Here is a 22,385-nt window from a genome sequence, read left to right as displayed (position 1 = left end):
GACTTCGCAGTAAGCTCAGATGTTTGTTGCCAATCGTGCGATCGCTAACTGTATGCTGCAAGCGCTCTTCCCTCCTGTAGATATATATATTCTTGACCTGCTGGTTATTGGTCTACTCCTGCTTATGGTGACGTTGGGTTCGGGCTGGATTGCCCGTTTACCTCTCTCCTATGCCATCATTTACCTGATTGTAGGTATTTTGTTGGGGCCATACGGGACTAAGTTGGTTCAGATCCGACCAGATGCCGAGTTTCTGGAACGACTGGCGGAATTTGTGGTGATTGTCTCAGTATTTAGCTGCGGGCTGAAGATGAATCGTCCGCTGAATTTGTGGTCTTGGAATATCACGGCGCGGCTGATTGGGTTGCTGATGCCGATTTCAATTTTTGCGATCGCTGCCGTTGGACATTTTATTTTAAAAATGGACTGGGGTCCTGCTATTTTATTGGGAGGAATTCTCGCCCCCACCGATCCAGTATTAGCCTCAGAAGTCCAGATGGAAAATATGGACGATCGCGATGAGTTGCGCTTTGGTTTGACTTCTGAAGGCGGGTTGAATGATGCCTTAGCTTTTCCCTTTGTTTATTTCGGCATTCACTCCTTAAAAGATAACAACTGGGAAAACTGGTTTAAAGAGTGGGTAGTTGTTGATTTACTTTGGGCGATCGCCGCCGCCATCGTGATGGGAATTGTTGTAGCAAAAAGCGTTGGCTGGATTGACAAGCGACTGCAAAAATTCCGCCCTGTCGATAACTTGATGGAAGATTTCGTGGCGCTGAGTACAATTTTGCTGACCTATTCCTTCACAGAAGTTGTTAACGGTTATGGCTTTCTCGCGGTTTTTGTTGCTGGAGTGGTGGTTCAGCGCACTTACGAAGATTCAGAAAAGCAAAAATCTCGATTTGAATTTACCGAGCAAATTGAAAAACTGCTGGAGGTAGCAACAATTTTGATATTGGGGACAATACTAAGATATGCACCGATGCGCGACTACGCGGGTCAAGGAATCTTAGTAGCAGTATTGTTATTATTTGCAATTCGACCTTTGGGAATTTGGATTAGCTTGCTCGGACGAAACTTTGGCCCTGCAACCAGCTCGTTATTTGGGTGGTTTGGCATTCGCGGTGTCGGCTCTTTGTATTATCTTTCCTATGCCTTTGGCGAAGGATTAAAAGACACTTTGGGCGAACAAATAGCCTGGATTACTTACATTGTTATCGTGATTTCTGTACTTCTACATGGGATTAGCGCAACTCCTTTGATGAACTGGTATGAGCGGAAAATCAAGAAAGTAGAGAATAATGAGGAGGTAGAAGCTAACAGTTAAAGCTTTTAAATACCGTGACTTTTGCCAATTACCCAATGACGGCGGAAGAAACGGGCGAGGGCTGATTCATCTAGTGATAAATAAATTGGTCGCCCGTGGGGACAGGTGCGAGGATGGCGTGTTTGCTGCCATTGTTCTAACAGGGTTTGCATCTCAAGCAAGCTGAGAGTTGTACCGTTGCGGATAGCACTACGGCAAGCTAGGCTCACTTGTGCAGCTTCCAAATCCCCTCCCAGACTGAGTTCCAAGAGAGCATCTGCACAATCTGAGCGCGATCGCAAGGGTGCGGGTGCGGTGCGTACCGCCCAAAGTTGTTCGCCAAAAGGTTCTACATCTAAACCGATGCGTTCAAGTTGATCGAGCTGAGCGGGTGAAAGTTGATTTAAAATCGCTGGTAGTTCTAGGGGTACGAGTTGCCAAGTCTGGCACAATTGCTCGTATAAAACCCGTTCGTGGGCGATGTGCTGCTCTACCAACCACACCCCAGCCGGATGCTCTGCCACAATATAGGTGTTGTGAATTTGGGCAACGGCTTTTAGTGGCAATAACCCTATTTCACTAGCTTGAGTTGGTGTCGGTTGAATGGAACGACTTGCATTATAGCTACTATGCGCTTCCGACGCTTTGAGCAATTTTCCCACCCGTTGCGTGAGGGTTTTTTCAGGAATTGTCTCGACGTTGAGGCGTAAGGCTTGCTCAATTACCGATTTCACCTGATCTTGCCAGTAAGAAAGCTGGTGTAAATAAATTTCTGACTTGGCGGGGTGACGGTTCCAGTCAATTTGACTAGCACAAATCCTCAGATGGAGAAAACAAATTGGGTAGCGATCGCGTGGCACAATTCGCACCAAAGCCCCCAATATAGTTTGCTCTAGTTCCTGAGATTTCACCAAGCGTCCATTCATCCCCACCCGCACCCAGTCTGGACGACGGCGATGGCATCTGTCTGGTAATCCTAGCACCAAGTCGATTTTAGATTGGGGATTGGGGATTGGGGGTTGGGGATTGGTTTTCTCCCTCTGTGGACTACTTTCTGGGTGAGTAGGAACTTCAACCGAGAGTTGCTGTAAATCGTTCAAACGCACTTCTCGGAGAATTTGGGGCAGAATATGTTTCGCGCTGGTTCCTGGGCTGAGAGCGAACCAAGGGCGATCGCTTTGTTGTATTTGCCAGGTGACGTGGGGATGACAAATGGCGATTTGTTGAATTGTAGCTTGTACTATTCTTAGCTGTTGTGCTTGTGTTGGCATTGCCTGACGACGCGCCAACCAGTTGCCAAACAGATCTGCCACGGTGATAACTGTACCGGGAGCGATCGCAACTGTCTCCACCTGCACCGCTTCCCCCTGCGAGTTATAAACCACTCGCCAACCTTCAGTGCTTCCCGCACAACGGCTGTAAATCTCCAATTCTGCCAAAGCTGCCAAACTGTGCAACGCTTCCCCGCGAAACCCCAGACTGGTAATCTTCCAGAGGTCTTCGCAGTCGCGGATTTTACTGGTACTATGGGCAGCTGCTGCTTGTTTCAAGTCTACCAAATTCATGCCGCAGCCATTGTCTGCCACCCGCACTCGCCACTGTTCCGGCGACAGGGAAACACTGATGCGCGTTGCACCAGCATCTAAAGAATTTTCCACCAGTTCCCGCACTACAGCAGCCAGAGAGTCAATTACCTCTCCAGCTGCTATCAAATGGACTACTTCTGTGGGTAAAGGTTGAATAACAGACACCGGACAACTTGGGAATGCGCCATGACGTAAGTAGTTAGCACCCAATACAGCATAGCGCGATGTCTAGCGAGTTATTAGAATCATTTCCCGCAGCTTAGAGAAATTTAGATTTTTTGCTGCCTTTTGTAGTCTTCTCTACTCAGGCAAGACCGATCCGTTTAGAAACATAATTAGCCTCCAGTCTGGATAATCTGGCAACTCTCTACTTTTCTCAACGAGACTACACCCAAGCGAAACTGCTGTATCTGCAAGTTTAAGAACTGAGCGATCGCATCCTTGGAACACATTATCCCCAAACTGTTACAATTCGTAAAAATATAGACCAAATGCGTCAGGCAAGATTAACAAAACTAAAGATTTGGTAGGTTACAACAACAGAGAAATTAATAGTCAACTCTGTCTAAAGAAAGATTATTTTAACCTTCTTTCTGGAGAAGGATAAATAAAAAGTTAACTTCCTATTACATTTCTATTGATGTGATTGGTTAAATTTTCTCATGGACAATATTCAAAATAAAATTGAAGATGCTTCAAAAAAAGTTGCAGATACTGTGGAAAGTGCTACCAACAAGGTTGAAGAAACCATTTTAAAAGCGAAAGATGCCCTACCAGAAGTTACGCCCACCCCACCGGGACTGAAACCCCAATCAAGCGTAAGCGACCTGAAAGCCCGTTTAGAATGGGGCGAGCCTGCTCTAACAATTTTAGATGTGCGCGATCGCGATACTTTTAACAACGGTCACATCATGGGAGCCATGCCTATGCCCCTAGAGGAATTGGTAGACCGCGCCAAAACAAGTCTTCAGCCCACTCGCGATATTTATGTCTATGGCGAATCTGACGAGCAAACCGCTCAAGCAGCTTCCCAAATGCGCTCTGCTGGGTTCCAGTGCGTTTCTGAACTCAAAGGCGGTTTTCCTGCATGGAAAGCAGTCGGCGGCCCTACAGAAGGCGTTGCTGAATCTACAAATCCTCCAGGGCCAGAAGGATACAATGTTCTATCTGAAGTAAAAAATGAGGCAAATAAGCCGAAAGCAAATATGTAAGTTTGGCTGGTGGGATTGATTCGTCTTTGCAGGTTTGTAGCTCAAAGGGTAGGTTGGAGGCGTTGTTAGAACCTGAGAACGTTTCAGCTTTCCAACTTGACAATTCCCTGACTACTGACTGACCAATACCGAGCAGCTTCCCACGGATTAAACCGGAGTAGTTGAGTGTTCCCTAATTCTATAGGCTCTTTTGGCTTGGGTGGGATAATGCCCAGCGAGGCAATAACTTGACGACCCACAGCCCTTGCCAACAATGGTGGCACGGAGTTCCCAATTTGTCGGAACCCGTGCCATTTTGTTGTGTGAAAGCGAAACCAGTCTGGAAAAGAATGCAATCTCGCTGCTTCGCGTACAGAAATAACTCTGTGGTAATCCGGATGAATTGGACGGGGAGAAGTGTAGCGACCGCCTCCAGAGCCAGTTCCGGCTCTTAAAGTATGTGAAAGTTTATCCCAATGCAAGCGTCTAAATCTGCTTACAGATTCCAACTCACCAGGTAGAGTTTTCTGGAAACGCTCAATTGAGGTAGTAGAGTGCTGGGTTCGCAGAGATCCCGTCAACAGATTCCCACAACTTAGCCGACGATAGGCAAAATTATTAAGGTCGGGGGAAGCTTCCATTAGCTGCTGTGCATAGAGGCTGGCTAGGGAGCGCATTTTTTTAAGCTGTCGCCGTTCAAGCAAGACTTCATCGCTTGTCAGGAGTTCGGGAAAGTCATCCAGGTTGGGCAAGTCTGCGATCGCATCCCTGACTGTGGTAAATACAGATTGGGGATTAGGAATTAGGGGTTTAGGATACTCAAGCTGGCGTTCTCCAGCACGAGAACCCAATAAAATCAAACGCTTCCGATTCTGCGGTACTCCAAACTCTGCCGTTTTTAACACCTTCACAGGTTGCGTGATGCAGTATCCCGCGGCTTCCAACTCACTATTAATCAAATCCAGATAAATCGCGTGTTCCTTCTGAGCAATCCCCGGTACATTCTCCATGACAAAATAGCGGGGTTGCAGTTCTACTACTAATCTACAGAACTCAAATACCAAGTCGTTGCGCTCATCTTCCAGACACCGCTTCCCCATCAAAGAGAAACCTTGGCAAGGTGGCCCCCCGATTACTAAGTCAATCTCCCCACTAGCTTGTATCGCCGCTTCTTTAATTGCCTTACCTGATAACTTCCTCGCGTCTGCACACAAAACTTTGGTGTGGGGAAAGTTATAAGCATGAGTTGCGGCGTGAATCGGGTCAACCTCAACCGCCACCGCCACATCAAACCCAGCCTGCTCAATTCCCAGGGAAAATCCCCCCGCACCAGCAAATAAATCGACGGCAACTGGGCGGCGACAGAAATCAAGCATACTATTCCCATGAAGGAGTTCTGGCAAAGCCAGGGAATTTGTATTTTACCGCCTGTCTATATATATATTCTGACTTGGGACTTTTTTTGCCTACGAGAGTGAAAATTATTTTTTCCAGTCCCTTGACGATGTTGTAGTATTTGTGTAGTATAAAAGAGTAGTTAAATTTGAACTCATCTGCGAGTAGCCGCCTAAAAGCGACATCAGCTAATTCGCAGCTTATAATTTACCGCTTTGCGCCCTAACGAGTGAAGCATACACACATAGGGTTCTGGTTGCCATGGGTTCAAATCCCATTATCTCCAATTGGAGATGTAGCTCAGTGGTAGAGCATCAGAGAAAGTGAACGGCTTTGCCGACTTGCGCGGAGCATATAATTTCCAATTCTTCAAGCGTTCGCCCCGTATCCAAACCGAGAAAGCTTACATACTTATTTACAAAGTAGCCAAGAGCTTTCTCAACTTGTACGGGGTGACTTATATAGAGGTGATTCCTGTGCAAGCAACAGAGCGCGACGTGCGTTTAGATATGCTAAATAGTCTGCTCACTACACCCCACCGGGAGCTAGAGAAAGTAGCTGAAGTTCATCAGAATATGGTGGAGGGCGACCCGATTTTTTATGGACATTTAGCAGTATGGTATCAGCGCCAAGGTGATGTCCGCGACCACAAAGAGGTATTTGTTGGCAATTTACTCACCAGCAAGTTGACCGAACACCGGGATGCGGGGTTTGTGCTGTTGCAGGAGTTTCCGCCTTATCAGGTAGCGCGGATTGTAGACTTTTTGAAGCAGTATCGGGGTAAATTGCCGCGTTCTACTCGTACTGCTGTGCGACGCTATTTAAAGGAACGGGAAAAAAATCCTGCGTTCTTTGACCGTGCGGCACTACGAGCGCGTCAGGCGATAAAGCATCTTTATGCTAGCTTGCATATACGCCCTAGCGATCGCGCTGATGCGGTATTGTTCAAAGACAACCCGCCAGAAGATAGTTTAGCCTTTGCGCTAAAGCTGATGGCGATCGCATCTTCACCCCTAGAGCAAGCGCAACTGATTGTAGAACACAAAATCCCCTACACAGTTGCTGTGGGAGCCATCAAACAGATGACACCCACAGTGCTAGTAGCGCTGATTAACTCTATGACACCCCAAGAGGTAATAAACAACCTCAAGTCACTCCAAACTCGCGGTGCGATGGAAAACCCCCAGGTAAAAGCACTCATCGACGAGAAACTGGAGAAAGCGCAAACTGATGGGCGAGTAGCGGCTTTAAAGGCGCGAGTAGCGGCAGATGTCGCCAACCTAGAGGCAGATACAGCCGCTAAGTTAGAGCGCGTGATGGACGAACAGGTAAAAAAGCGCGGCAAAATTTCCCAGCCAACTGCTCTCCTAGTCGATAAATCTAGCTCAATGGAAAATGCCATCGAAGTTGGTAAGCGCATCGCCGCCCTAATTTCCGGCATTGCTGCGGCAGATTTATTCGTCTACGCCTTTGACACCATGCCTTACCCCATCAAAGCTGCGGGGAAGCAGTTAAGCGACTGGGAACGTGCCTTCCAGCACATCAAAGCCAGCGGTGCTACCAGCATCGGTTGCGCGTTGGAAGCGATGCGCCTGAGAAAGCAACGTGTGGAGCAAATCATCCTAGTTACAGACGAAGGAGAAAACAAAGCGCCCCACTTTGTGGAAACTTATGAAGCTTACAAGCGCGACCTGAAAGTAGAGCCAAGCGTCCTCATCATCAAAGTAGGTTATCCCTATGACTGGATGGAACGCAGATTGCAGGAAAGACACGCGCAGGTAGATACTTTCACCTTTGCGGGTGACTACTACTCGTTGCCGAATCTTATCCCGCTCCTGTCTCGTCCTTCGCGGCTAGAGTTGCTAATGGAAATTCTGGAGACACCATTGCCAGTCCGGGATGACAAGTAACAAGCAGGGTAGGGTGGAAATCACCCTACTTTCGATTGCTCAGTATTGGAGGATTGGCGTGAACCTATTGACTGAACATTATCTAACGCAAGTAAACCACTGGCCGAAGTCTGGTTGTCACATTTTGGCTCAGTTTGACAACACGTCGGTAGTTGTCTACCAAGCTTATCGTCCTGCTATTGGTCACTTTGCCGTCCAGCACGGTTATTTTGGAGGCGAGTTCAGCCTAAACCGTATGAGCTGGATTAAGCCTAACTTTCTATGGATGATGTATCGCTCAGGATGGGGAACTAAAGCTGGGCAAGAAGTTGTCTTGGCTATCCGGCTTCAACGTGCGGCTTTCGATACCATCTTGGCAGCAGCGGTTCATTCTAGTTTTTTGCCGGAGGTATATTCAAGTGAAAAAGACTGGAAACAAGCTGTTAAGCGCTCCTCTGTCAGGCTGCAATGGGACCCGGATCATCATCCATCGGGGGTAAAGCTGGAGCGACGTACTATTCAGCTAGGACTGCGGGGTGAATTACTATCCCAGTATGCTCGCGATTGGATTGTCAACATTGAGGACATCTCAGAATTTGTGCAGCAGCAGTATCAATACGTTCAGTCTCATAATTTGACACGCCTAATGACACCTTATGAAGCGGTGTATCCGGTGAAGCAGTCAGATATTGCCAAGAGGCTGAGATTATCAGCCATTAAAACAGAAACTTCACCTTAAACAATCGAGAATTCCTACAGACTTAGTGGGTTCGTACCTACTTTTTTCTAAAGGTAATACTGTGCATGATATACAAACAGTTTACAAAGTGGTAGCCCTTTCCTTGTGGCAACTTTGTAACGAAACATCATTTAAACGGCTTAGCAGCGCTAAAACCTGTTCGTTGTGTTAAAGCAAAGGCCAAAAAGCTGCAAAAGCCAAAATATTTCAACAACTTCTAGAAATAGCTATGAGCATTTTTAAAGTAGAAGTAGTCAAAATAAACACCGTCATTTCTCACCCAAACGCAGACAGATTGGATATTTGCACTTTTGAAGGAATGGCGTATCAGGTTATTACCGCTAAGGGGAATTTTAAACCTGGAGATTTGGCGTTCTACTTTCCGATTGATAGTGTTATCCCAGAACAGTATCTTGATGTATTTGGGATTCGTCCTTACTACTCTAAGAAACTGCGGGCGGCGAAACTGCGTGGCATCTTCTCTGAAGGTTTGCTAATTCCTGTGGGTGAAAATTTTACCGGGAATGTGGGAGATGACTATACAGAATATTTTGGGGTAACAAAGTACGAATATCCTTTGCCTCAGAGTATCAAGAATGGGGATATGGAAGCGCCAATTGGACATTACAAATTTCCCAGTCCGGAGAATCTGAAAAGATACCGCGATGTCCTCTATCCTGGGGAAGAAGTAGTGGTAACGGAAAAGCTGCATGGCACGAATTTTACCGTCTTCGTCGATACTGAAGGAACCACGCGGATAGGTAGCCACAACTACTTCTGGAAGAACAATGAAACGAATAAAAGCTTAGCCTATATCCGGGCTTATCAGGAAAATTCGGCTTTGCATAAACTGCCGCTAAACACTCAGGTATTTGGGGAAATTTACGGTGTACAAGACATTAAATATGGTTTGCAGAATGGTAAGATTGAAATCGCTCTATTTGCTGTAAGTCGCGACAGCAGATTCCTGAATTACACCGAATTTGTAGAGTTTTGCGAGGAGTTTTCTTTGCCAAGAGTACCCGTCCTCTATATCGGTGCTTACAGTTGGGAAGCGGTGTCTCAGTTTAACAATGCTGACAGTGTAATTAGCCCAGATTGCATGATGGAGGGTGTTATCGTACAGTCTTTAGTGGAGAGGACGCATCCAGAAATCGGACGGGTGGTGCTGAAATTAATTAGCGATCGCTACTTACTTCGCAAGGACGGTACTGAGTTGCATTAGCCAATCTCAACAGTAGCGGAACTTTGCTGGCATTGCAGCTGTGTTGGGTGGGAAGAAGCCCACCCTACCAACTTCCTTAATTCTCAGTAAAGCTATAAGTCTCAGTCTCGCAAAGATTCACCTTATAGTCTTCCGCCTCTTCTCCATCCTCGAATACAGCTTTGATGTCATAGCTGCATACCTTATCATCGCCAGTGAAGTATATCAACGTAGACTCGCCAACGGCTAGAAGATCCTTACCCAGGATATCTTCACCCCATTTGTCCTCGCCAGTATATGAGACGTACAGGTGACGGATGGGACTACTAGTTTTGTTGATAACTGTGAAGTCGCGCTGGTCAGCTAAGGCATTATGGGCTGTCAGCGAAACTACTGGTAGCGATAGAGCAACAGCCACCATAGCATTACGAAACGACTTATGAAACATTTTGTAATTTCTCCTCAACAAATAGTCCTCTAGCAACGTCACTCAATAAGGCACACATCTTTAGGTGGGTCAGAAGAACACATTTTTTTCAATCTAACCTTTGGTAGATGTGTTGGTCAAGATGTTATGGAGTATACAGCATGAGTGACTTACAAACAGCCTACAAAGAGGTAGCCCTTGCCGTGTGGGAGCAGGTGCTGGAAAAGCATCCAGAGGATTTGGCGGTGCTAAAACGCACTTGTCGTGTTAAGGGAAAGGGCAAAAAACTCCAAACTTTGTTTCAAAAGCAAATTCTGTGGTATTGAAAAAATTACAATAGGTGATTTATGAATGTCTTTAAAGTACAAGTCGTCAATCGATTGGATTTTAGATTTACGATTTTGGATTGATTCGGCGTTTCTCGTTCCCAATTTCTGACTGGGAATGGTAGAAGTTAAGTAAAGCCCCATAAGTAAGTTTTCTAGAACTTTGGAAGGGAGGCTTTGCCTCCAAAATTGCGTTACCAGTCAGAGATTGGGAACGAGAGTAACCATAGACATCGGGAATCTGTCCGGTTTTTCTGTAGTACCTTATAATACAAATACTCGTATCCTCTTCCACTCTAAGCCTAGGCACTTTACAATGCCGCTTTTTGTAAAAAGTCGCCGCACCTCCCGCGATTTGCGTCAACGCTATGGGGAAGCCGCTATCGTTGACCTTACCTCGCGTGGTTCAGAACCTTGGCTGCGCTTTAGCCCTTTTTACCCGCATGGAGGAATTCCCGTTCCTTTTTCGCCGGGACACTTCAGCATGAGTGTAGAAGGGATTTGGCAAGGGTTGAAAGTTTTTGAGTCTGCTGACGTAGACAAGAGCAAACTCAGCATAACTAATATGAAGGGTATCAAGCGCACGACAAGAATTTATGGAAAAGTATTAGGACATCGTGCAGGCTTAACAGGAGACAAACTTTTGTCCTATGCAGACGCACGTCGTGTTATTTACCTACCTTCGTATAAATGGGTGCTAGAAAATTGTCTTGGGAACCAACTCGACGAACTGAAACAACTTAGTGCAGAACAAACAGTTTTGTTATTAGATTATGAAACCAACTGCGACCTAGATGATTTATCTAGTCCTTTATCACACGCAGGTTTAGTCAAGCGATACCTGGAAGGTAACTGGCATGGTTAAAATGAAAAGAGTTATTAGATGAACAATTCACGCCAAGTTAAAATCAGCAAATATCTCAGTTATATTCTGCGGCACAATCCTGGGGAGATTGGTCTTGAACTTGCGCTTGGAGGCTGGATTTCGGTAGATGAACTTTTAACAGCGTGTAAAAAGCACAGATTTCCCATTACCCGCGCTGAATTAGATGAGGTAGTCGCACAAAATGATAAAAAACGCTTTTCTTATGACTCTACAGGCACCTTAATTCGTGCTAACCAAGGGCATAGCGTAGAAATTAATTTGCAATTGGAACCCGCTGTACCTCCAGATGTGCTATACCACGGTACAGGACACAAATCCGTCGAATCAATTATGCAGAATGGTCTTCGGAAAATGTCACGGCATCACGTTCATCTATCGCCGGATATTGCGACAGCCGAAGCTGTAGGTAAACGTCATGGTCGCCCAGTAGTTTTTGCGGTAGATGCTGCTGCAATGCACAAAGCAGGATATGAATTTTATTGTTCTGAGAATGGGGTTTGGCTAGTGGATAGCGTTTCACCCGAATATCTGCAACAGATATTAAAGGCTGTTGGATAAATACAAGAAAGTGTTTTACTAAAACTAGCGATCGCTTCCCCATAAATACACAACAAAGCGAGAATAACTGAAACTATGGGATCAGGATATTTTGGAAACCAAGAAGACAATTCTACACCCAAAAACCCGCAAGCAAAAGGTTTATTGGGCGCTGGCTGGCGACCCTTAAACCGACAGCTTGACTGGGGGTTTCTGTGGCATCTTTTGTTTAACGACTCTAAGGAGCTAACACAAAAAGGTTTGGACTTAGCCAGCGATATTGCTGATGCTATGGGACGCAACGAATATACCTGGTGGGCAAATATATTAAATGTCTTTTCTGAGAATACGCGATACGAAGTAGATGAGTTTTGGAACTACATTACTCCCGAACCTCCTACCCCAGATTATCGGTATAAAGATGTTTTATGGGTTGATGCGCCTGTCATCCAATTCGTAAGCCGCAATAGTATTCCCATTGATTACGTTTTGAACCGATTACAGGAAATTACTATTTTCAAAATTCTGGATTTAGTGGAGCGTCCGGATATGATTACCCAATATTATCTAGACAGACATTTTTATTATCCTGTAGATCGGTTTGTTAATTGGGAACGCCTCGACATTATTAACACAGTTTATGCTTTCTGGTCTAAGCAACAAGTTTGGCTAGAAATCGAAAACTTAGACAGGGGACGGCGACGCTATACCCTGATGGCTAAGGAACTAGCGCCACTGATTAATAAAGCAACTTATAATTTGGCGGTGATGCTGAGTGGCTACCAAAGCCGCGTGGGACAGATTCACAGTCAGTTTCCAATTCGGTCTTTTCCAGAGGATATTCAAGGCTTTACTGATACAGTACAGCAGGCGATTCTCGACCAAAATCAGTTGGCTGTGTTAGTAAATGGAGATCCTGGTACAGGTAAAACTGCTTGGACGCAAGCTGTAGCTAAGGAAATTCTCGCGCCTCTAGGATATGTCATTTTTATTCTGGATCACGATGCGGTTGAGAATTTTGTTCCACCAAGTTATTTGGAGCGAATTTGTATCATCATCAATGAAGCTGACAATTTAGCCAAAAATCGAGCTTTGGATGCTGCTCAGAATAATAATAAAACTGAGCATATTTTGAGCTTGCTGGATGGAACTTTGTATCAAAGTGTAATTGATGAATCTGGTATTCAGGCTAAACAAAAACTGGTGATTTTGATGACTTGCAACACGACAGAAAGATTAGATCCCGCCGTTCTACGCAAGGGAAGGGTTGATTTAACTCATGAATTTATTCACAGATTTGTGTAACGAACCGATCCAAGTACAGAGAACGCACAGGTGTAGAGACGTTGTATACAACATCTCTATAAAATCAATATTTGACAGCAGTAAATAGTTCTGATAGTAACTATGAGTCTATCAAAGCAGGGAAGGCGAAAAATATATGTAGAAAATGAGGAGTATTATTGGATAGCGAAGCGGGTAAGGTTTGGAAAATTTTCTCCGTTTTCCAAAGATGTAGACATAGCAATATCTCTGACTATTGAGCATCGCGAATGCAGAAGAAGGAAAATTTGAGGCAAAAGTTTTATTCGGCTTTTGGTGGGGTGATGATGAGCAAACATTTTCTATAACTCCGAAGATTGTAAAGCACGTCATAAACTATGCTCAAAGCCAAGGATGGAATCCTAGAGAAATTGGAAAGAATTTTGTTATCGAAAGTGCAGAAAAAGTATTGAAAATATAATTTGGAGGCTGTGGCTTTCCAAGTTTACGCTGTGCGTGATCGCGCACAGCATACTCTCAAAAGTAAAAACATCCTAAATATGCGACAAGTAAAGTCCTGCGGCGTAATCGTCATCAGAAGGGAGCCGCGTTTAAGTTTCCTGCTGATGCAGCATACCCATCGTTATGATTTGCCAAAAGGTCATATTGAATTTGGCGAGGATGAGTGGGGTTGTGCTATACGCGAACTATATGAGGAAACGGGTATTGCAGCCAGCGACTTAGATTTTGATCCGCAATTTCGCTTCAGCCATAGTTATCAACTCCGCTACAAACGATACGGTGGTGAAACTGTTAATAAGACGGTGGTTATTTTTCTGGGATGGCTGAAGCACGAAGTGAATGTAATTTGTAGTGAACACGGCAATTTTACCTGGGTGGAATGGAATCCGCCTCATGCAATTCAAAAACAAACTATAGATGCTTTGCTGGAACAGTTGAATTTGTATTTTATGGAGGATGAATCTAGAATTTTTAGATAAAAATATCAGTAAACTTACTTTTTTACGGTTGAAAAATGACTAAATTTGTAGTGTGCTGAGTTTCGGTTCTCAATCCAGCCAACAAAATTTACCCAATTTAATACTAAAGAAGGCAAGACTATGGCAGATATCCGCAAACTGATAAATGAAATAGCTGCACAGGAAGTGCAGTTGCGCGATACTGAGTTTTTCGCGCCGTGTGTGCGTGGGGGAAAGGTGCGATCGCGTGTTGCAAACATTATCTACACTTTCTCCCCTCAGCCACAAGACTTTGAAGGATGGGGCATTTTTCAGCCGGTAAATGAAAAAACGGCTGAGATGGTGGAGGAACCCAGCCTTGTGCAGGTGGCGGAATATCTCAAGTTGCTAAAGCCTTTGCGTTTGCGTCTGGCTTATGTTTTGCAAGGGCAGACGTGGCTGGCTTATCCTGTGAATGAATCTGATATGCAGCAGCGCTTGGGTGTCGCTAAGCCAGCGATAGTGCATTTGGTGACTGAGGGAGGGGTTTTTGAGCCGATAATTGCGCGTTGGGATGGTGGTGTCTGGTGGTTTGATGAAGTCGATCGACGTGGCGATCCGCTGGTTGGGGAACAACTGCGATCGCATCTGCGCTCTTTGTCGGATCAAAATATTCGCTTTGCTGGGATGACTCCAGAGATGCGTACTGTGTATGATTTGGCGTTGCAGCAGACGGAAGAATACCAGCGCCGAAGACAGCAACAGCAATCAATCGAACGTCAGCGGCGGACGCGACAAACTAGAAAACAGGTGCGGCGCGTGGAAAGACCGCGACGTAAGGCGGACGGTGATGAAGGACGCTTGCAGGAAGCGCTGCGGATGGGTGGAGGCGATTTGCGGGAATTTCGCGATCGCGGTGACTATTGGCAGATCGAGTGGACTACTAGCAACGGTGAGTCGCACACTTCTGCTATTGACAAAAAGGATCTTACAGTTATCAGTTCTGGCATTTGCTTAAGCGGACGCGATCGCGATTTTGACTTGCAATCCCTGGTAGGTGTCATCGAAGCGCGAGATAACTGGGATTTCTGAAGTTATTAGCAATTAGCAATTAACAATTAGCCATTACCAATATGTCTATTTTCTTTCACGAACAACTCCACAGAACACCCGCATTAATGGCACAGCTGCGCGATGTCCCGGTGACTGTTTGCGGTGTGGGGGCGCTGGGTGCAAATATTACGGAAAATCTGGCGCGTTCGGGTTTTGGTAAACTGGTGACAATCGATCGCGATCGCATTGAAGAACGCAACCTCTCCACCCAGCCTTACTACCGTTCAGACGTTGGTGCGTACAAAGCGAAAATTCTCACTAATACTATTTATCGCGCCTTGGGTGTCGCAGTCGATGGGCGTTCCAAAGAATTAACATCGGCAAACGTCGCCCAATTGCTTGCTGGTAGCGGTATTGTCATTGATACTTTTGACAACAGCACCAGTCGTCAAGTTGTCAAAGATTATTGCACCAATGCAAATATTCCTTGCCTACACGTCGGCTTAGCTTCCGACTATGCCGAGGTTATCTGGAACGAAATTTATCGTGTTCCTTCCCCAGCAAATGATGATGTTTGCGACTACCCGCTGGCAAGAAATTTGGTAATGTTGGCTGTGGCGGTGGCTTGTGAAGTTATTGTCACTTTTGTTGCCACTGGGAATAAAGAAAGTTTCACAGTGACGCTGGGAGATTTTGCCGTCAAACCATTTGATAACTTTTGAATTTTACAGCTTAAATATTGCACTTAGACCGAGAAGTGCGAGAAAAAGCATTAAGGCTTACGCACGTCAACACACTGTAGGGGCATTGCCATGCCCCTACGACAGAATCAGGCATTCACTAATTAACTGCGTAAGTCCTGAGCATGAAAAACAGCGTTAATTTCTGTTAACCAGAGAAAGTGCAGCTTTTCTGATTCGGTGCGTTACCAATTTTTCAGCTCCCAAAGCGATCAGGAAACCACCTCCTAAACAAGCAGCTTTTGAAAGATTTCCGCTCTCAATAACGAATCCAGAAATTGCTGCCACCACTCCTAGAACTACATATAACTGGAGCAGCCAAAGTGGTTGAAGCTTTAGATCCTTCAGTAACAACTCATCATGTTTGTTGAGCATAGCTTCTACAAATAGCTGAATTTATAGTGTTTCTCACTTGGGTGGAATATATCGCGGTTCTAAGGGGACATGGCAATGCTATGTCCCCTTAGATGTATCGCACCAAACCCTCGAATTGCTATAGAAAAACACCTAACTATCTATTGAACCACCTTAAAGCCTATTGCCATTACCTCTGCATTAAAATCTCGTTCCTGGGCTGCGGCCTGGGAACAAGATAAACTCGGCACCGAGCTGTTGACATTAATTTACCTAGTCTGAATCCGTCGATACCGCGCCTCTACGAAATTATAAATACCATAAGCGATTAGACCGAAGGCAACAATTCCTAAAAGCCAAGGGCCAAAAGGCTGTCGTGCTAGTGCTGCCAAGGCACCACCTAGTCCCTCAACTTGAGTGGCATCCGACTGCCGCGCCGCTTGGAGTAGAAAAAGACCGATAATGCTAAAAACAACACCACGAGAAGCAATACCAAACCTGCTAGCGAGTGTCGCCCATTTCTCCTCTTGTTGGCTCATCTCGCTGATTTTCCACTTTTTGCGGAATTTGGCTTTGTAAGCTCTGTAAAATTGATAGAAGCCCATGCCGATGACGGCGGCTCCAACAATTCCAGTTAGAAATTGACCGAAGGGTTGCGCTAACAAGCGTGCTGTCCAGTCTTGCGAAGAATTACTATTACCGCCGCCTCCCGAACCCAGGATCAGCTTAATTGCACTCCAGGCTAACCCAGCATAGATCAAGCCGCTGCCAGCGTATCCCAAACGCAGTGCAAGACCTTTGGCATCGGTGCCTTTGTTTTCCGGATCGGCGATCGCTTCCACGAAACGCCACAGCACGTAACCAAGCAAGCCGAAAGCTACTATAGCCAGTAAGAATTTCCCAAACGGCTGCGTCACAATGCTTTGCAGCGCACCCTTAGTATCAGTGGTTTTGCCGCCTGCACCAAACGCCGCCTGCGCCGCCAGCACTCCCACGGTGGCGTAAACCACCCCTCTGGCTCCAAAGCCCAAACGTGCCAGCCTCTCCACCCACTCAGAAGAATTAGCGCCAGTTATGGGGTCTTTTTGTCCGGTGTTCATAATATTATGTCTCTGCTTGGCTATCAGTAATTGGTGGGTTATGCCATTTTGGATTTTGAAACTCTTGCCTTTAATCAGTCATAAAATTTTAAGTTTTGCAAAGATAAACCAAAATGGTGTTCCAACCATTTTTTAACAATAATTAGTTTTTACCACATCTATCTAAGTGCTTAACTAATATTTTGAAAAGTGCTGAGTGCTGAATAAACTTAAGCGACTTTTCTCTCTCTCACTAGTCGTTTATACAACTTAGTAAAACATCTGATGCGGATACTTTTAGTCGAAGATGAGCCTGATTTGGGTGCGGCAATTAAACGAACCTTAAGCCAGGAAGCGTATATAGTTGATTGGGTTCTGGATGGCACGCAAGCATGGGAATTTTTAGAAAGCCAGTGGACGCAATATACGCTGGCTATTTTCGATTGGTTACTACCAGGTTTATCAGGAATCGAGTTATGTGTAAAGCTACGGCAGCAAAATAATCCTCTACCAGTTTTGATGCTAACTGCTAAAGACAGTATGGAAGATAAAGTTGCTGGGTTAGATGCTGGTGCTGATGATTATTTAATAAAGCCGTTTGGCATGGCAGAACTGTTAGCGAGGTTGCGGGCATTGCAAAGGCGATCGCCTCAACTTCAAGCCCCAGCTCTGCAAGTTGGCAGTTTGACTTTAGATTACACTACTCATACGGTTTGTTATCAGAATAAGCAAGCTATTCCTCTGACTATTAAGGAATTTCAACTGCTAGAGTATTTTATGAAGCATCCGACGCAGATTGTTACTCGCGACCAACTTCTAAATCAGCTTTGGGAATTGGGCGCAGAACCGATGAGTAATGTGGTGGCGGCTCAGATGCGGCTGCTGCGTCGTAAATTAGCTGAATATGGATGCGATCGCGTCCTCGAAACTGTCTATGGTGTGGGATATCGTTTAAATAGTCATTAGTCATTAGTTAATAACTAATGGCTAGTATTAATAAACAATTAGCCATCCTGACCTTAGCAACTATTAACGTGAATCAAAATAAACTATTTCAGCTAACGCGCTGGCGACTGGCTGGCTGGTATGTTGGCATCATGGGCTTGATTTTGAGTTTGTGTGGATTTGCTGTTTACCGCGCGATCGCTCATGCTAATTGGAACGCACTCGATCGAGAATTAGAATCTGTCGCCGGAACGCTGCACGATAGCATTGAACCAACTTTGAAGCAGCCTGGACGCTTGGAAGCAATTACTCAAAAACTCTTACCAGATATTTGTCTTGCTCTTAACGGCTGCGTTACCCAATTAGAAAATACACAGCGTCACGCAATAGGCGCAATTCACCAAGGCGACTACTACGTGCGTTTATTGGATCGTTCAGGACGCTTAATTGCTTTGGCAGGACTTCAGCCAGAGGGATTATATCAAACATCAAAACGGGAATTGTGGCAAATTCACAAGGATCGCCAAGGTACTCGCTACCATCAAATTTCTCTGTCTCTGCATACCCAAGATAATCTCTCTTGGGGATACATTCAGGTGGGGCGAAGCCTTAAAGACCTTGACAATCAACTTGCTGTCTTGAAATTTATCTTATTATTAGGCTTGCCAGTGGCAATGATTTTGGTAGGCGGTTCTAGTTGGTTGTTGGCTGGACTAGCGATGCAACCAATTTACCAATCTTATCGCCAAATTCAACAATTTACAGCGGATGCTGCCCATGAGTTGCGGACACCTCTAGCTGCAATTCAAGCGACGGTAGAATCTTCATTGAGAATGAATAAACTAAGTGAGAAAGAGGCGAGAGACACCCTGAAAACTCTTGAGCGTCAGAATCACCGCCTATCTGAACTTGTTAAAGATTTATTGTTACTATCTCGCATGGATCAGCAGGTTTTGCCTATAAAACTTCGTCTCACCTGTCTCAACGATTTAGTCAGTGATGTGACAGAAGAATTGGCAGCGTTGGCGATCGCATCTGATGTTAATCTTATGGCTGACAACAGCAATGTAGGCGAGCCTTTGTATGTAAATGGTGACGAGGAACAGCTGTATCGTCTGCTTTGTAATTTAGTTATTAACGCTATTCAATACACGCCCATCGGGGAAGAGGTGATGGTTAGTTTAGAAAGTAGCGATCGCACTGCGCTGATTCACATAAAAGATACAGGCATCGGCATTACAGCGCAACAACAAAAGCTGATTTTTAACCGATTCTATCGCGTGAATAGCGATCGCTCCCGAAACAGTGGCGGTTCTGGCTTGGGATTGCCGATTGCAGTAGCGATCGCTACTGCCCACAACGGCAGCATACACGTTGAGAGCAAATTGGGCAAAGGCAGCACTTTTACCGTTAAACTGCCTATGCACAATTCAGCCTAAATATCAAGCTTTTGCCATTGCCATTTGTCGGCACGATTCGGCACAGCGACGACACATATCAGCGCACTCTTTCATCTGGGCATCATCGCTCATGCGATCGCAGTTTTCTGCACACCGCTGACAAATCTCGGCACAAATGCCGCAAGTGCGCGTGTGGAGATCGGAACCACGCAGCATAAAATTAGCACTTGTCTGGCAGATTTCCGCACAATCAAGCATCAGCCGAATATGATCTGGTTCTGCGTGCATACCGCCAGTTGGCAGGCAATACGTAACCGCCGTTTGCAAGCAGATGCTGTGGCAATCTTGGCAATTTTGAATGCACTGCTGCATTTCTTGGCTCATTTGTTGCATATGATGTGCCATTATTTTCACCTCTTTTGCGAATGTTTACCTGTTCGCTTTTACCTTAAAAAGCAGATAAATTAAGCGCGTCCTTCTAATGAAGTAGATATGGTTTCTATCTAATGATGTATCGGAATTTCATCCTGATTTCATTTTTTTGTAAGACAATAAGTAAACTGTGCTGAATTGATAATAGAAAAAAATCAGCATTATTGTTGAAAATTCTTAGATGGAAATAAAGTCTATGCGAACTAACTTTTTTAAAAATAGCTTTTTGATGCTTACCCTAGTAGCGATCGCTGGATCAACAAGCGCATTTATTACAGCTTGTTCTAGTGCCTCCCAAAACCAAGCCCAAGCCCCAAACGCCTCCCCATCAGATGCTGGCGGCATGGATCATACAGGGCATGGCAGCGGGATGAATCATAGCGTAGCAATGGATTGGGGGCCAGCAGATGCCAACTACGATCTGCGATTTATCGACGCGATGACAATACATCATCAAGGTGCTGTGACGATGGCTCGTGTTGCCCAACAAAAATCTAAACGCCCTGAAATAAAACAGCTATCTGACAACATCATTAAAGATCAAAATAAAGAAATAAATCAGATGCAACAGTGGCGGCAGGGATGGTATCCTCAAGCCAGTAAACAACCTGTTGCCTACGGAGGTGAAGGCAAATCTGTAGTTCCAATGTCGGAACAACAACGCCAAAGCATGATGATGTCTGGAGATATGGGATCTGCCGATGCTGAGTTCGATCTGCGCTTTATTAATGGGATGATTTCGCACCATGAAGGTGCGATAACAATGGCTCAAGATGCACTCAGTAAGTCTAAACGACCGGAAATTAAACAATTAGCCCAAGAAATTATCACTTCTCAAAAAGCAGAAATTGAGCAAATGAAACAGTGGCGACTAGCGTGGTATAAAAAGTAAATAAAAACGCCGGACGACTAAAGTCAAGGGCAAGCAAACAAAGCCTGCGTTGGCAGGCTTCGCCCGTATAGCCGACACCCTACAGGGTGTCGGCAGTAGTGATTTCATCCTGATTTCATTATCTTTTGCGAAACTTGTTAAATGCTGTGATATAAGGAATTTCTAGCCATGCGCTTCCACCTTATGGCAATGCGTTCTGTTTCAGGAATATTTCTATTTTTGTTGTTACTTATAACACCAAAATTTGTTTTAGCTCATGGTGGGCACGGAGACGAATTTCATCAAGAAACAGAAGCAAATCCGGGGACTCAACAGGGAATTCAGGTGGATGCCCAAACAGTAAAGCGGATGGGAATTGAAGTTAAACCCGTCACGAAGCAGCAGATGGATTTTGGCATTAAAACTACAGGTCAAATTGAAATTTTACCCAGCCAAAAAGTAGAAGTTACTTCACCAACTCCAGGTAAAATTGTTGAACTTTTAGTAGAACCTGGTGCCGTTGTCCAAGCAGGGAAAGTTGTCGCCGTCATCGCTGCACCTGACTTAGTAGAATTGCGCGTCAATTCCCAGGAAAAACGGGCAGAAGCAGAGGCAGATTTGCAACAAGCTGAAGCTGATTTAAAGTTAGCCGAACAAAATTATCAGCGATACTTGCAGATAGCCGCAGCAGACATAAAACAAGCCCGCAGCCAGTTAGCCTTGGCTGAGGAACGGTATAACCGAGATCGGGAACTCTCAGCACAGGGAGCAATTCCGCGCCGCCAGGTGCTGGAAGACGAAACCGAACTGGCAGAAGCTTTGGCGACAGTTACCAAAGCCACCAGCCGCCGGGAAGTTCTGGAAGCTGAAGCGCAACTTAAACGCGCTAAATCAGCGGTAGAAGTGGCAAATTCTCGTATCCGCCTGAGTAACGCCGCTTATCAAACTCGACTGCAACAACTAGGAACTCGTGCCAATGATAAAGGACTGGTGACGGTGACTGCACCGATTTCTGGAACTGTTACTGACCGGGAAATCACTCTGGGTCAATCGGTGGAAGAGGCGGGGGAAAAGTTGATGACTATCCTCAATAATAGTCGGGTTTGGGCTACAGCGAATATTTACGAAAAAGATTTAGAAAAAGTAAAAATTGGGCAACAAGCGATCGCAAAGGTTGCCAGTTTGCCAAATCGTACTTTTACAGGCAAGATTGCCGTAATTGGCTCGGTTGTAGAAGGTGAAACGCGGGTTGTACCAGTCAAAGCCGAAGTGGATAATGCTGATGGACAGTTGAAACCGGGAATGTTTGCCCAATTAGAAGTTTTGACTGATAAGACACCAACTGCTGTGTTAGTGATTCCAACTTCAGCTGTGGTAGAAGCCAATGGCAGACAGCTGGTTTATGTGGAAAATGGTACAACTTTCGAGCCTGCTGAAGTCGCTTTGGGCAGAACTTTGGGAGAGTTAGTTGAAATTAAGCGTAGCTTGTTTGATGGCGATCGCATCGTCACCCAAGGCGCAATTCAACTTTATGCCGAATCTTTAAAAGGCAATCGATCCCCACAACAGGGCGCAATTCGGGAAGCGGAAAAAGGGAAAAGTGAAGAAAAAGAGTCAATAATCCAAAATTTCCTTCCCTGGTTGTGGGTTGTAGGTGGTGGGGGAGCGATCGCATCTGGTGCTTTTTGGTTAGGTCGTCGCACCCAAACCCGCATAGTTTCCAGCACTTTTCTCCCCTACGAATCAGAGACTGTTCCCCAAGATCCAGAAACTGAAAAGGAAAAAGTAAAAAGTCCATAATTTT

General features: G+C 45.3%; 24 protein-coding genes. 17 read left to right on the top strand and 7 right to left on the bottom strand.

The features are described from left to right. Window positions 1–19: 19 nt before the first annotated feature. Window positions 20–1,327: a cation:proton antiporter gene (locus H6F77_RS15815; protein WP_242022182.1), complete on the top strand. Its 1,308-nt coding sequence runs from the start codon at window positions 20–22 to the stop codon at window positions 1,325–1,327. Between the two features lie 5 nt (window positions 1,328–1,332). Here the strand turns inward: H6F77_RS15815 and mutL are convergent, their stop codons facing one another. Then, complete coding sequence (gene mutL / locus H6F77_RS15810) at window positions 1,333–3,057, bottom strand: DNA mismatch repair endonuclease MutL (protein ID WP_190427903.1); 1,725 nt, start codon at window positions 3,055–3,057, stop codon at window positions 1,333–1,335. A gap of 497 nt (window positions 3,058–3,554) precedes the next feature. Here mutL and H6F77_RS15805 point away from each other — a divergent pair, with 497 nt between their 5' ends. Further along, on the top strand, window positions 3,555–4,103 hold the full coding sequence (locus tag H6F77_RS15805; protein WP_190427905.1) for a rhodanese-like domain-containing protein: 549 nt from the start codon (window positions 3,555–3,557) through the stop codon (window positions 4,101–4,103). Between the two features lie 83 nt (window positions 4,104–4,186). Here the strand turns inward: H6F77_RS15805 and H6F77_RS15800 are convergent, their stop codons facing one another. Further along, complete coding sequence (locus tag H6F77_RS15800) at window positions 4,187–5,458, bottom strand: DNA cytosine methyltransferase (protein WP_190427907.1); 1,272 nt, start codon at window positions 5,456–5,458, stop codon at window positions 4,187–4,189. A 342-nt stretch (window positions 5,459–5,800) separates the two neighbouring features. On the opposite strand from H6F77_RS15800, the gene H6F77_RS15795 reads away from it, so the two are divergent. The 3 genes from H6F77_RS15795 to H6F77_RS15785 all read left to right on the top strand — a co-directional run bounded on the left by H6F77_RS15795 (window position 5,801) and on the right by H6F77_RS15785 (window position 9,330). Further along, entirely contained in the window at window positions 5,801–7,387 is a 1,587-nt protein-coding gene (locus tag H6F77_RS15795; RefSeq protein WP_514131593.1) for a hypothetical protein, read from the top strand. Beyond that, on the top strand, window positions 7,377–8,105 hold the full coding sequence (locus H6F77_RS15790) for a DUF4291 domain-containing protein (protein ID WP_199313365.1): 729 nt from the start codon (window positions 7,377–7,379) through the stop codon (window positions 8,103–8,105). Before H6F77_RS15795 ends, H6F77_RS15790 begins: the two co-directional genes overlap by 11 nt. Window positions 8,106–8,334: 229 nt before the next feature. Then, window positions 8,335–9,330: an RNA ligase family protein gene (locus H6F77_RS15785; protein WP_190427909.1), complete on the top strand. Its 996-nt coding sequence runs from the start codon at window positions 8,335–8,337 to the stop codon at window positions 9,328–9,330. Window positions 9,331–9,406: 76 nt separating this feature from the next. On the opposite strand, the gene H6F77_RS15780 is transcribed toward H6F77_RS15785, so the two are convergent. Beyond that, the gene (locus tag H6F77_RS15780) at window positions 9,407–9,757 is read right to left on the bottom strand and encodes a hypothetical protein (RefSeq protein ID WP_190427911.1); all 351 of its coding nucleotides are present in this window, start codon (window positions 9,755–9,757) and stop codon (window positions 9,407–9,409) included. Between the two features lie 140 nt (window positions 9,758–9,897). On the opposite strand from H6F77_RS15780, the gene H6F77_RS15775 reads away from it, so the two are divergent. Continuing rightward, window positions 9,898–10,062: a hypothetical protein gene (locus tag H6F77_RS15775; RefSeq protein WP_190427913.1), complete on the top strand. Its 165-nt coding sequence runs from the start codon at window positions 9,898–9,900 to the stop codon at window positions 10,060–10,062. A gap of 67 nt (window positions 10,063–10,129) precedes the next feature. On the opposite strand, the gene H6F77_RS15770 is transcribed toward H6F77_RS15775, so the two are convergent. Further along, the gene (locus H6F77_RS15770) at window positions 10,130–10,372 is read right to left on the bottom strand and encodes a hypothetical protein (protein WP_190489602.1); all 243 of its coding nucleotides are present in this window, start codon (window positions 10,370–10,372) and stop codon (window positions 10,130–10,132) included. Between the two features lie 6 nt (window positions 10,373–10,378). On the opposite strand from H6F77_RS15770, the gene H6F77_RS15765 reads away from it, so the two are divergent. From H6F77_RS15765 to H6F77_RS15735, 7 genes are all read left to right on the top strand, one after another. Continuing rightward, window positions 10,379–10,927: a DUF6939 family protein gene (locus tag H6F77_RS15765; protein ID WP_190427915.1), complete on the top strand. Its 549-nt coding sequence runs from the start codon at window positions 10,379–10,381 to the stop codon at window positions 10,925–10,927. Window positions 10,928–10,945: 18 nt separating this feature from the next. After that, a complete protein-coding gene (locus tag H6F77_RS15760) occupies window positions 10,946–11,506 on the top strand; it encodes an RNA 2'-phosphotransferase (RefSeq protein ID WP_190427917.1) in 561 nt (186 codons plus the stop codon). A 75-nt stretch (window positions 11,507–11,581) separates the two neighbouring features. Then, window positions 11,582–12,790, top strand: a complete 1,209-nt coding sequence (locus H6F77_RS15755; protein ID WP_190427919.1) for an AAA family ATPase — start codon at window positions 11,582–11,584, stop codon at window positions 12,788–12,790. Window positions 12,791–13,025: 235 nt separating this feature from the next. Continuing rightward, entirely contained in the window at window positions 13,026–13,229 is a 204-nt protein-coding gene (locus tag H6F77_RS15750) for a hypothetical protein (RefSeq protein WP_190427921.1), read from the top strand. 79 nt (window positions 13,230–13,308) lie between these two features. Next, the gene (locus tag H6F77_RS15745; protein WP_190428042.1) at window positions 13,309–13,749 is read left to right on the top strand and encodes a bis(5'-nucleosyl)-tetraphosphatase; all 441 of its coding nucleotides are present in this window, start codon (window positions 13,309–13,311) and stop codon (window positions 13,747–13,749) included. A gap of 120 nt (window positions 13,750–13,869) precedes the next feature. Beyond that, on the top strand, window positions 13,870–14,799 hold the full coding sequence (locus H6F77_RS15740) for a hypothetical protein (RefSeq protein WP_190427923.1): 930 nt from the start codon (window positions 13,870–13,872) through the stop codon (window positions 14,797–14,799). A 41-nt stretch (window positions 14,800–14,840) separates the two neighbouring features. Beyond that, window positions 14,841–15,482, top strand: coding sequence for a HesA/MoeB/ThiF family protein (locus tag H6F77_RS15735; RefSeq protein ID WP_190427925.1), 642 nt, complete (start codon window positions 14,841–14,843; stop codon window positions 15,480–15,482). 156 nt (window positions 15,483–15,638) lie between these two features. Here the strand turns inward: H6F77_RS15735 and H6F77_RS15730 are convergent, their stop codons facing one another. After that, window positions 15,639–15,875: a hypothetical protein gene (locus H6F77_RS15730; RefSeq protein WP_190427927.1), complete on the bottom strand. Its 237-nt coding sequence runs from the start codon at window positions 15,873–15,875 to the stop codon at window positions 15,639–15,641. 248 nt (window positions 15,876–16,123) lie between these two features. Further along, window positions 16,124–16,954: a DUF1206 domain-containing protein gene (locus tag H6F77_RS15725; RefSeq protein ID WP_190427929.1), complete on the bottom strand. Its 831-nt coding sequence runs from the start codon at window positions 16,952–16,954 to the stop codon at window positions 16,124–16,126. A gap of 264 nt (window positions 16,955–17,218) precedes the next feature. On the opposite strand from H6F77_RS15725, the gene rppA reads away from it, so the two are divergent. After that, complete coding sequence (gene rppA, locus H6F77_RS15720) at window positions 17,219–17,899, top strand: two-component system response regulator RppA (RefSeq protein WP_190427931.1); 681 nt, start codon at window positions 17,219–17,221, stop codon at window positions 17,897–17,899. A 17-nt stretch (window positions 17,900–17,916) separates the two neighbouring features. Then, complete coding sequence (gene rppB / locus H6F77_RS15715; RefSeq protein WP_199313367.1) at window positions 17,917–19,317, top strand: two-component system sensor histidine kinase RppB; 1,401 nt, start codon at window positions 17,917–17,919, stop codon at window positions 19,315–19,317. A gap of 3 nt (window positions 19,318–19,320) precedes the next feature. Here the strand turns inward: rppB and H6F77_RS15710 are convergent, their stop codons facing one another. After that, window positions 19,321–19,683: a four-helix bundle copper-binding protein gene (locus H6F77_RS15710; RefSeq protein WP_190427933.1), complete on the bottom strand. Its 363-nt coding sequence runs from the start codon at window positions 19,681–19,683 to the stop codon at window positions 19,321–19,323. A 223-nt stretch (window positions 19,684–19,906) separates the two neighbouring features. On the opposite strand from H6F77_RS15710, the gene H6F77_RS15705 reads away from it, so the two are divergent. Together H6F77_RS15705 and H6F77_RS15700 are read left to right on the top strand one after the other, a co-directional pair. Further along, window positions 19,907–20,602 carry a DUF305 domain-containing protein gene (locus H6F77_RS15705; RefSeq protein ID WP_199300848.1) on the top strand — a complete coding sequence of 232 codons (696 nt, stop codon included), beginning with the start codon at window positions 19,907–19,909 and terminating at the stop codon, window positions 20,600–20,602. A gap of 168 nt (window positions 20,603–20,770) precedes the next feature. Beyond that, a complete protein-coding gene (locus tag H6F77_RS15700; protein ID WP_190427936.1) occupies window positions 20,771–22,381 on the top strand; it encodes an efflux RND transporter periplasmic adaptor subunit in 1,611 nt (536 codons plus the stop codon). Window positions 22,382–22,385: the final 4 nt, after the last annotated feature.

The organism is Microcoleus sp. FACHB-831 (assembly GCF_014695585.1).
Taxonomy (GTDB): Bacteria; Cyanobacteriota; Cyanobacteriia; order Cyanobacteriales; family FACHB-T130; genus FACHB-831.
Note: the sequence above shows the minus strand (reverse complement) of the source record. Positions and strands in the feature narration are given on the sequence as shown.

What these genes read in the sequence shown, in the direction of transcription:
- H6F77_RS15815 (WP_242022182.1), top strand. Translation starts at nt 20, where the DNA reads ATGTTTGTTGCCAATCGTGCGATCGCTAACTGTATGCTGCAAGCGCTC.
- H6F77_RS15805 (WP_190427905.1), top strand. Translation starts at nt 3,555, where the DNA reads ATGGACAATATTCAAAATAAAATTGAAGATGCTTCAAAAAAAGTTGCA.
- H6F77_RS15800 (WP_190427907.1), bottom strand. Translation starts at nt 5,458, where the DNA reads ATGCTTGATTTCTGTCGCCGCCCAGTTGCCGTCGATTTATTTGCTGGT.
- H6F77_RS15790 (WP_199313365.1), top strand. Translation starts at nt 7,377, where the DNA reads ATGACAAGTAACAAGCAGGGTAGGGTGGAAATCACCCTACTTTCGATT.
- H6F77_RS15785 (WP_190427909.1), top strand. Translation starts at nt 8,335, where the DNA reads ATGAGCATTTTTAAAGTAGAAGTAGTCAAAATAAACACCGTCATTTCT.
- H6F77_RS15780 (WP_190427911.1), bottom strand. Translation starts at nt 9,757, where the DNA reads ATGTTTCATAAGTCGTTTCGTAATGCTATGGTGGCTGTTGCTCTATCG.
- H6F77_RS15775 (WP_190427913.1), top strand. Translation starts at nt 9,898, where the DNA reads ATGAGTGACTTACAAACAGCCTACAAAGAGGTAGCCCTTGCCGTGTGG.
- H6F77_RS15765 (WP_190427915.1), top strand. Translation starts at nt 10,379, where the DNA reads ATGCCGCTTTTTGTAAAAAGTCGCCGCACCTCCCGCGATTTGCGTCAA.
- H6F77_RS15760 (WP_190427917.1), top strand. Translation starts at nt 10,946, where the DNA reads ATGAACAATTCACGCCAAGTTAAAATCAGCAAATATCTCAGTTATATT.
- H6F77_RS15755 (WP_190427919.1), top strand. Translation starts at nt 11,582, where the DNA reads ATGGGATCAGGATATTTTGGAAACCAAGAAGACAATTCTACACCCAAA.
- H6F77_RS15745 (WP_190428042.1), top strand. Translation starts at nt 13,309, where the DNA reads ATGCGACAAGTAAAGTCCTGCGGCGTAATCGTCATCAGAAGGGAGCCG.
- H6F77_RS15740 (WP_190427923.1), top strand. Translation starts at nt 13,870, where the DNA reads ATGGCAGATATCCGCAAACTGATAAATGAAATAGCTGCACAGGAAGTG.
- H6F77_RS15735 (WP_190427925.1), top strand. Translation starts at nt 14,841, where the DNA reads ATGTCTATTTTCTTTCACGAACAACTCCACAGAACACCCGCATTAATG.
- H6F77_RS15730 (WP_190427927.1), bottom strand. Translation starts at nt 15,875, where the DNA reads ATGCTCAACAAACATGATGAGTTGTTACTGAAGGATCTAAAGCTTCAA.
- H6F77_RS15725 (WP_190427929.1), bottom strand. Translation starts at nt 16,954, where the DNA reads ATGAACACCGGACAAAAAGACCCCATAACTGGCGCTAATTCTTCTGAG.
- rppA (WP_190427931.1), top strand. Translation starts at nt 17,219, where the DNA reads ATGCGGATACTTTTAGTCGAAGATGAGCCTGATTTGGGTGCGGCAATT.
- rppB (WP_199313367.1), top strand. Translation starts at nt 17,917, where the DNA reads ATGGCTAGTATTAATAAACAATTAGCCATCCTGACCTTAGCAACTATT.
- H6F77_RS15710 (WP_190427933.1), bottom strand. Translation starts at nt 19,683, where the DNA reads ATGGCACATCATATGCAACAAATGAGCCAAGAAATGCAGCAGTGCATT.
- H6F77_RS15705 (WP_199300848.1), top strand. Translation starts at nt 19,907, where the DNA reads ATGCGAACTAACTTTTTTAAAAATAGCTTTTTGATGCTTACCCTAGTA.
- H6F77_RS15700 (WP_190427936.1), top strand. Translation starts at nt 20,771, where the DNA reads ATGCGCTTCCACCTTATGGCAATGCGTTCTGTTTCAGGAATATTTCTA.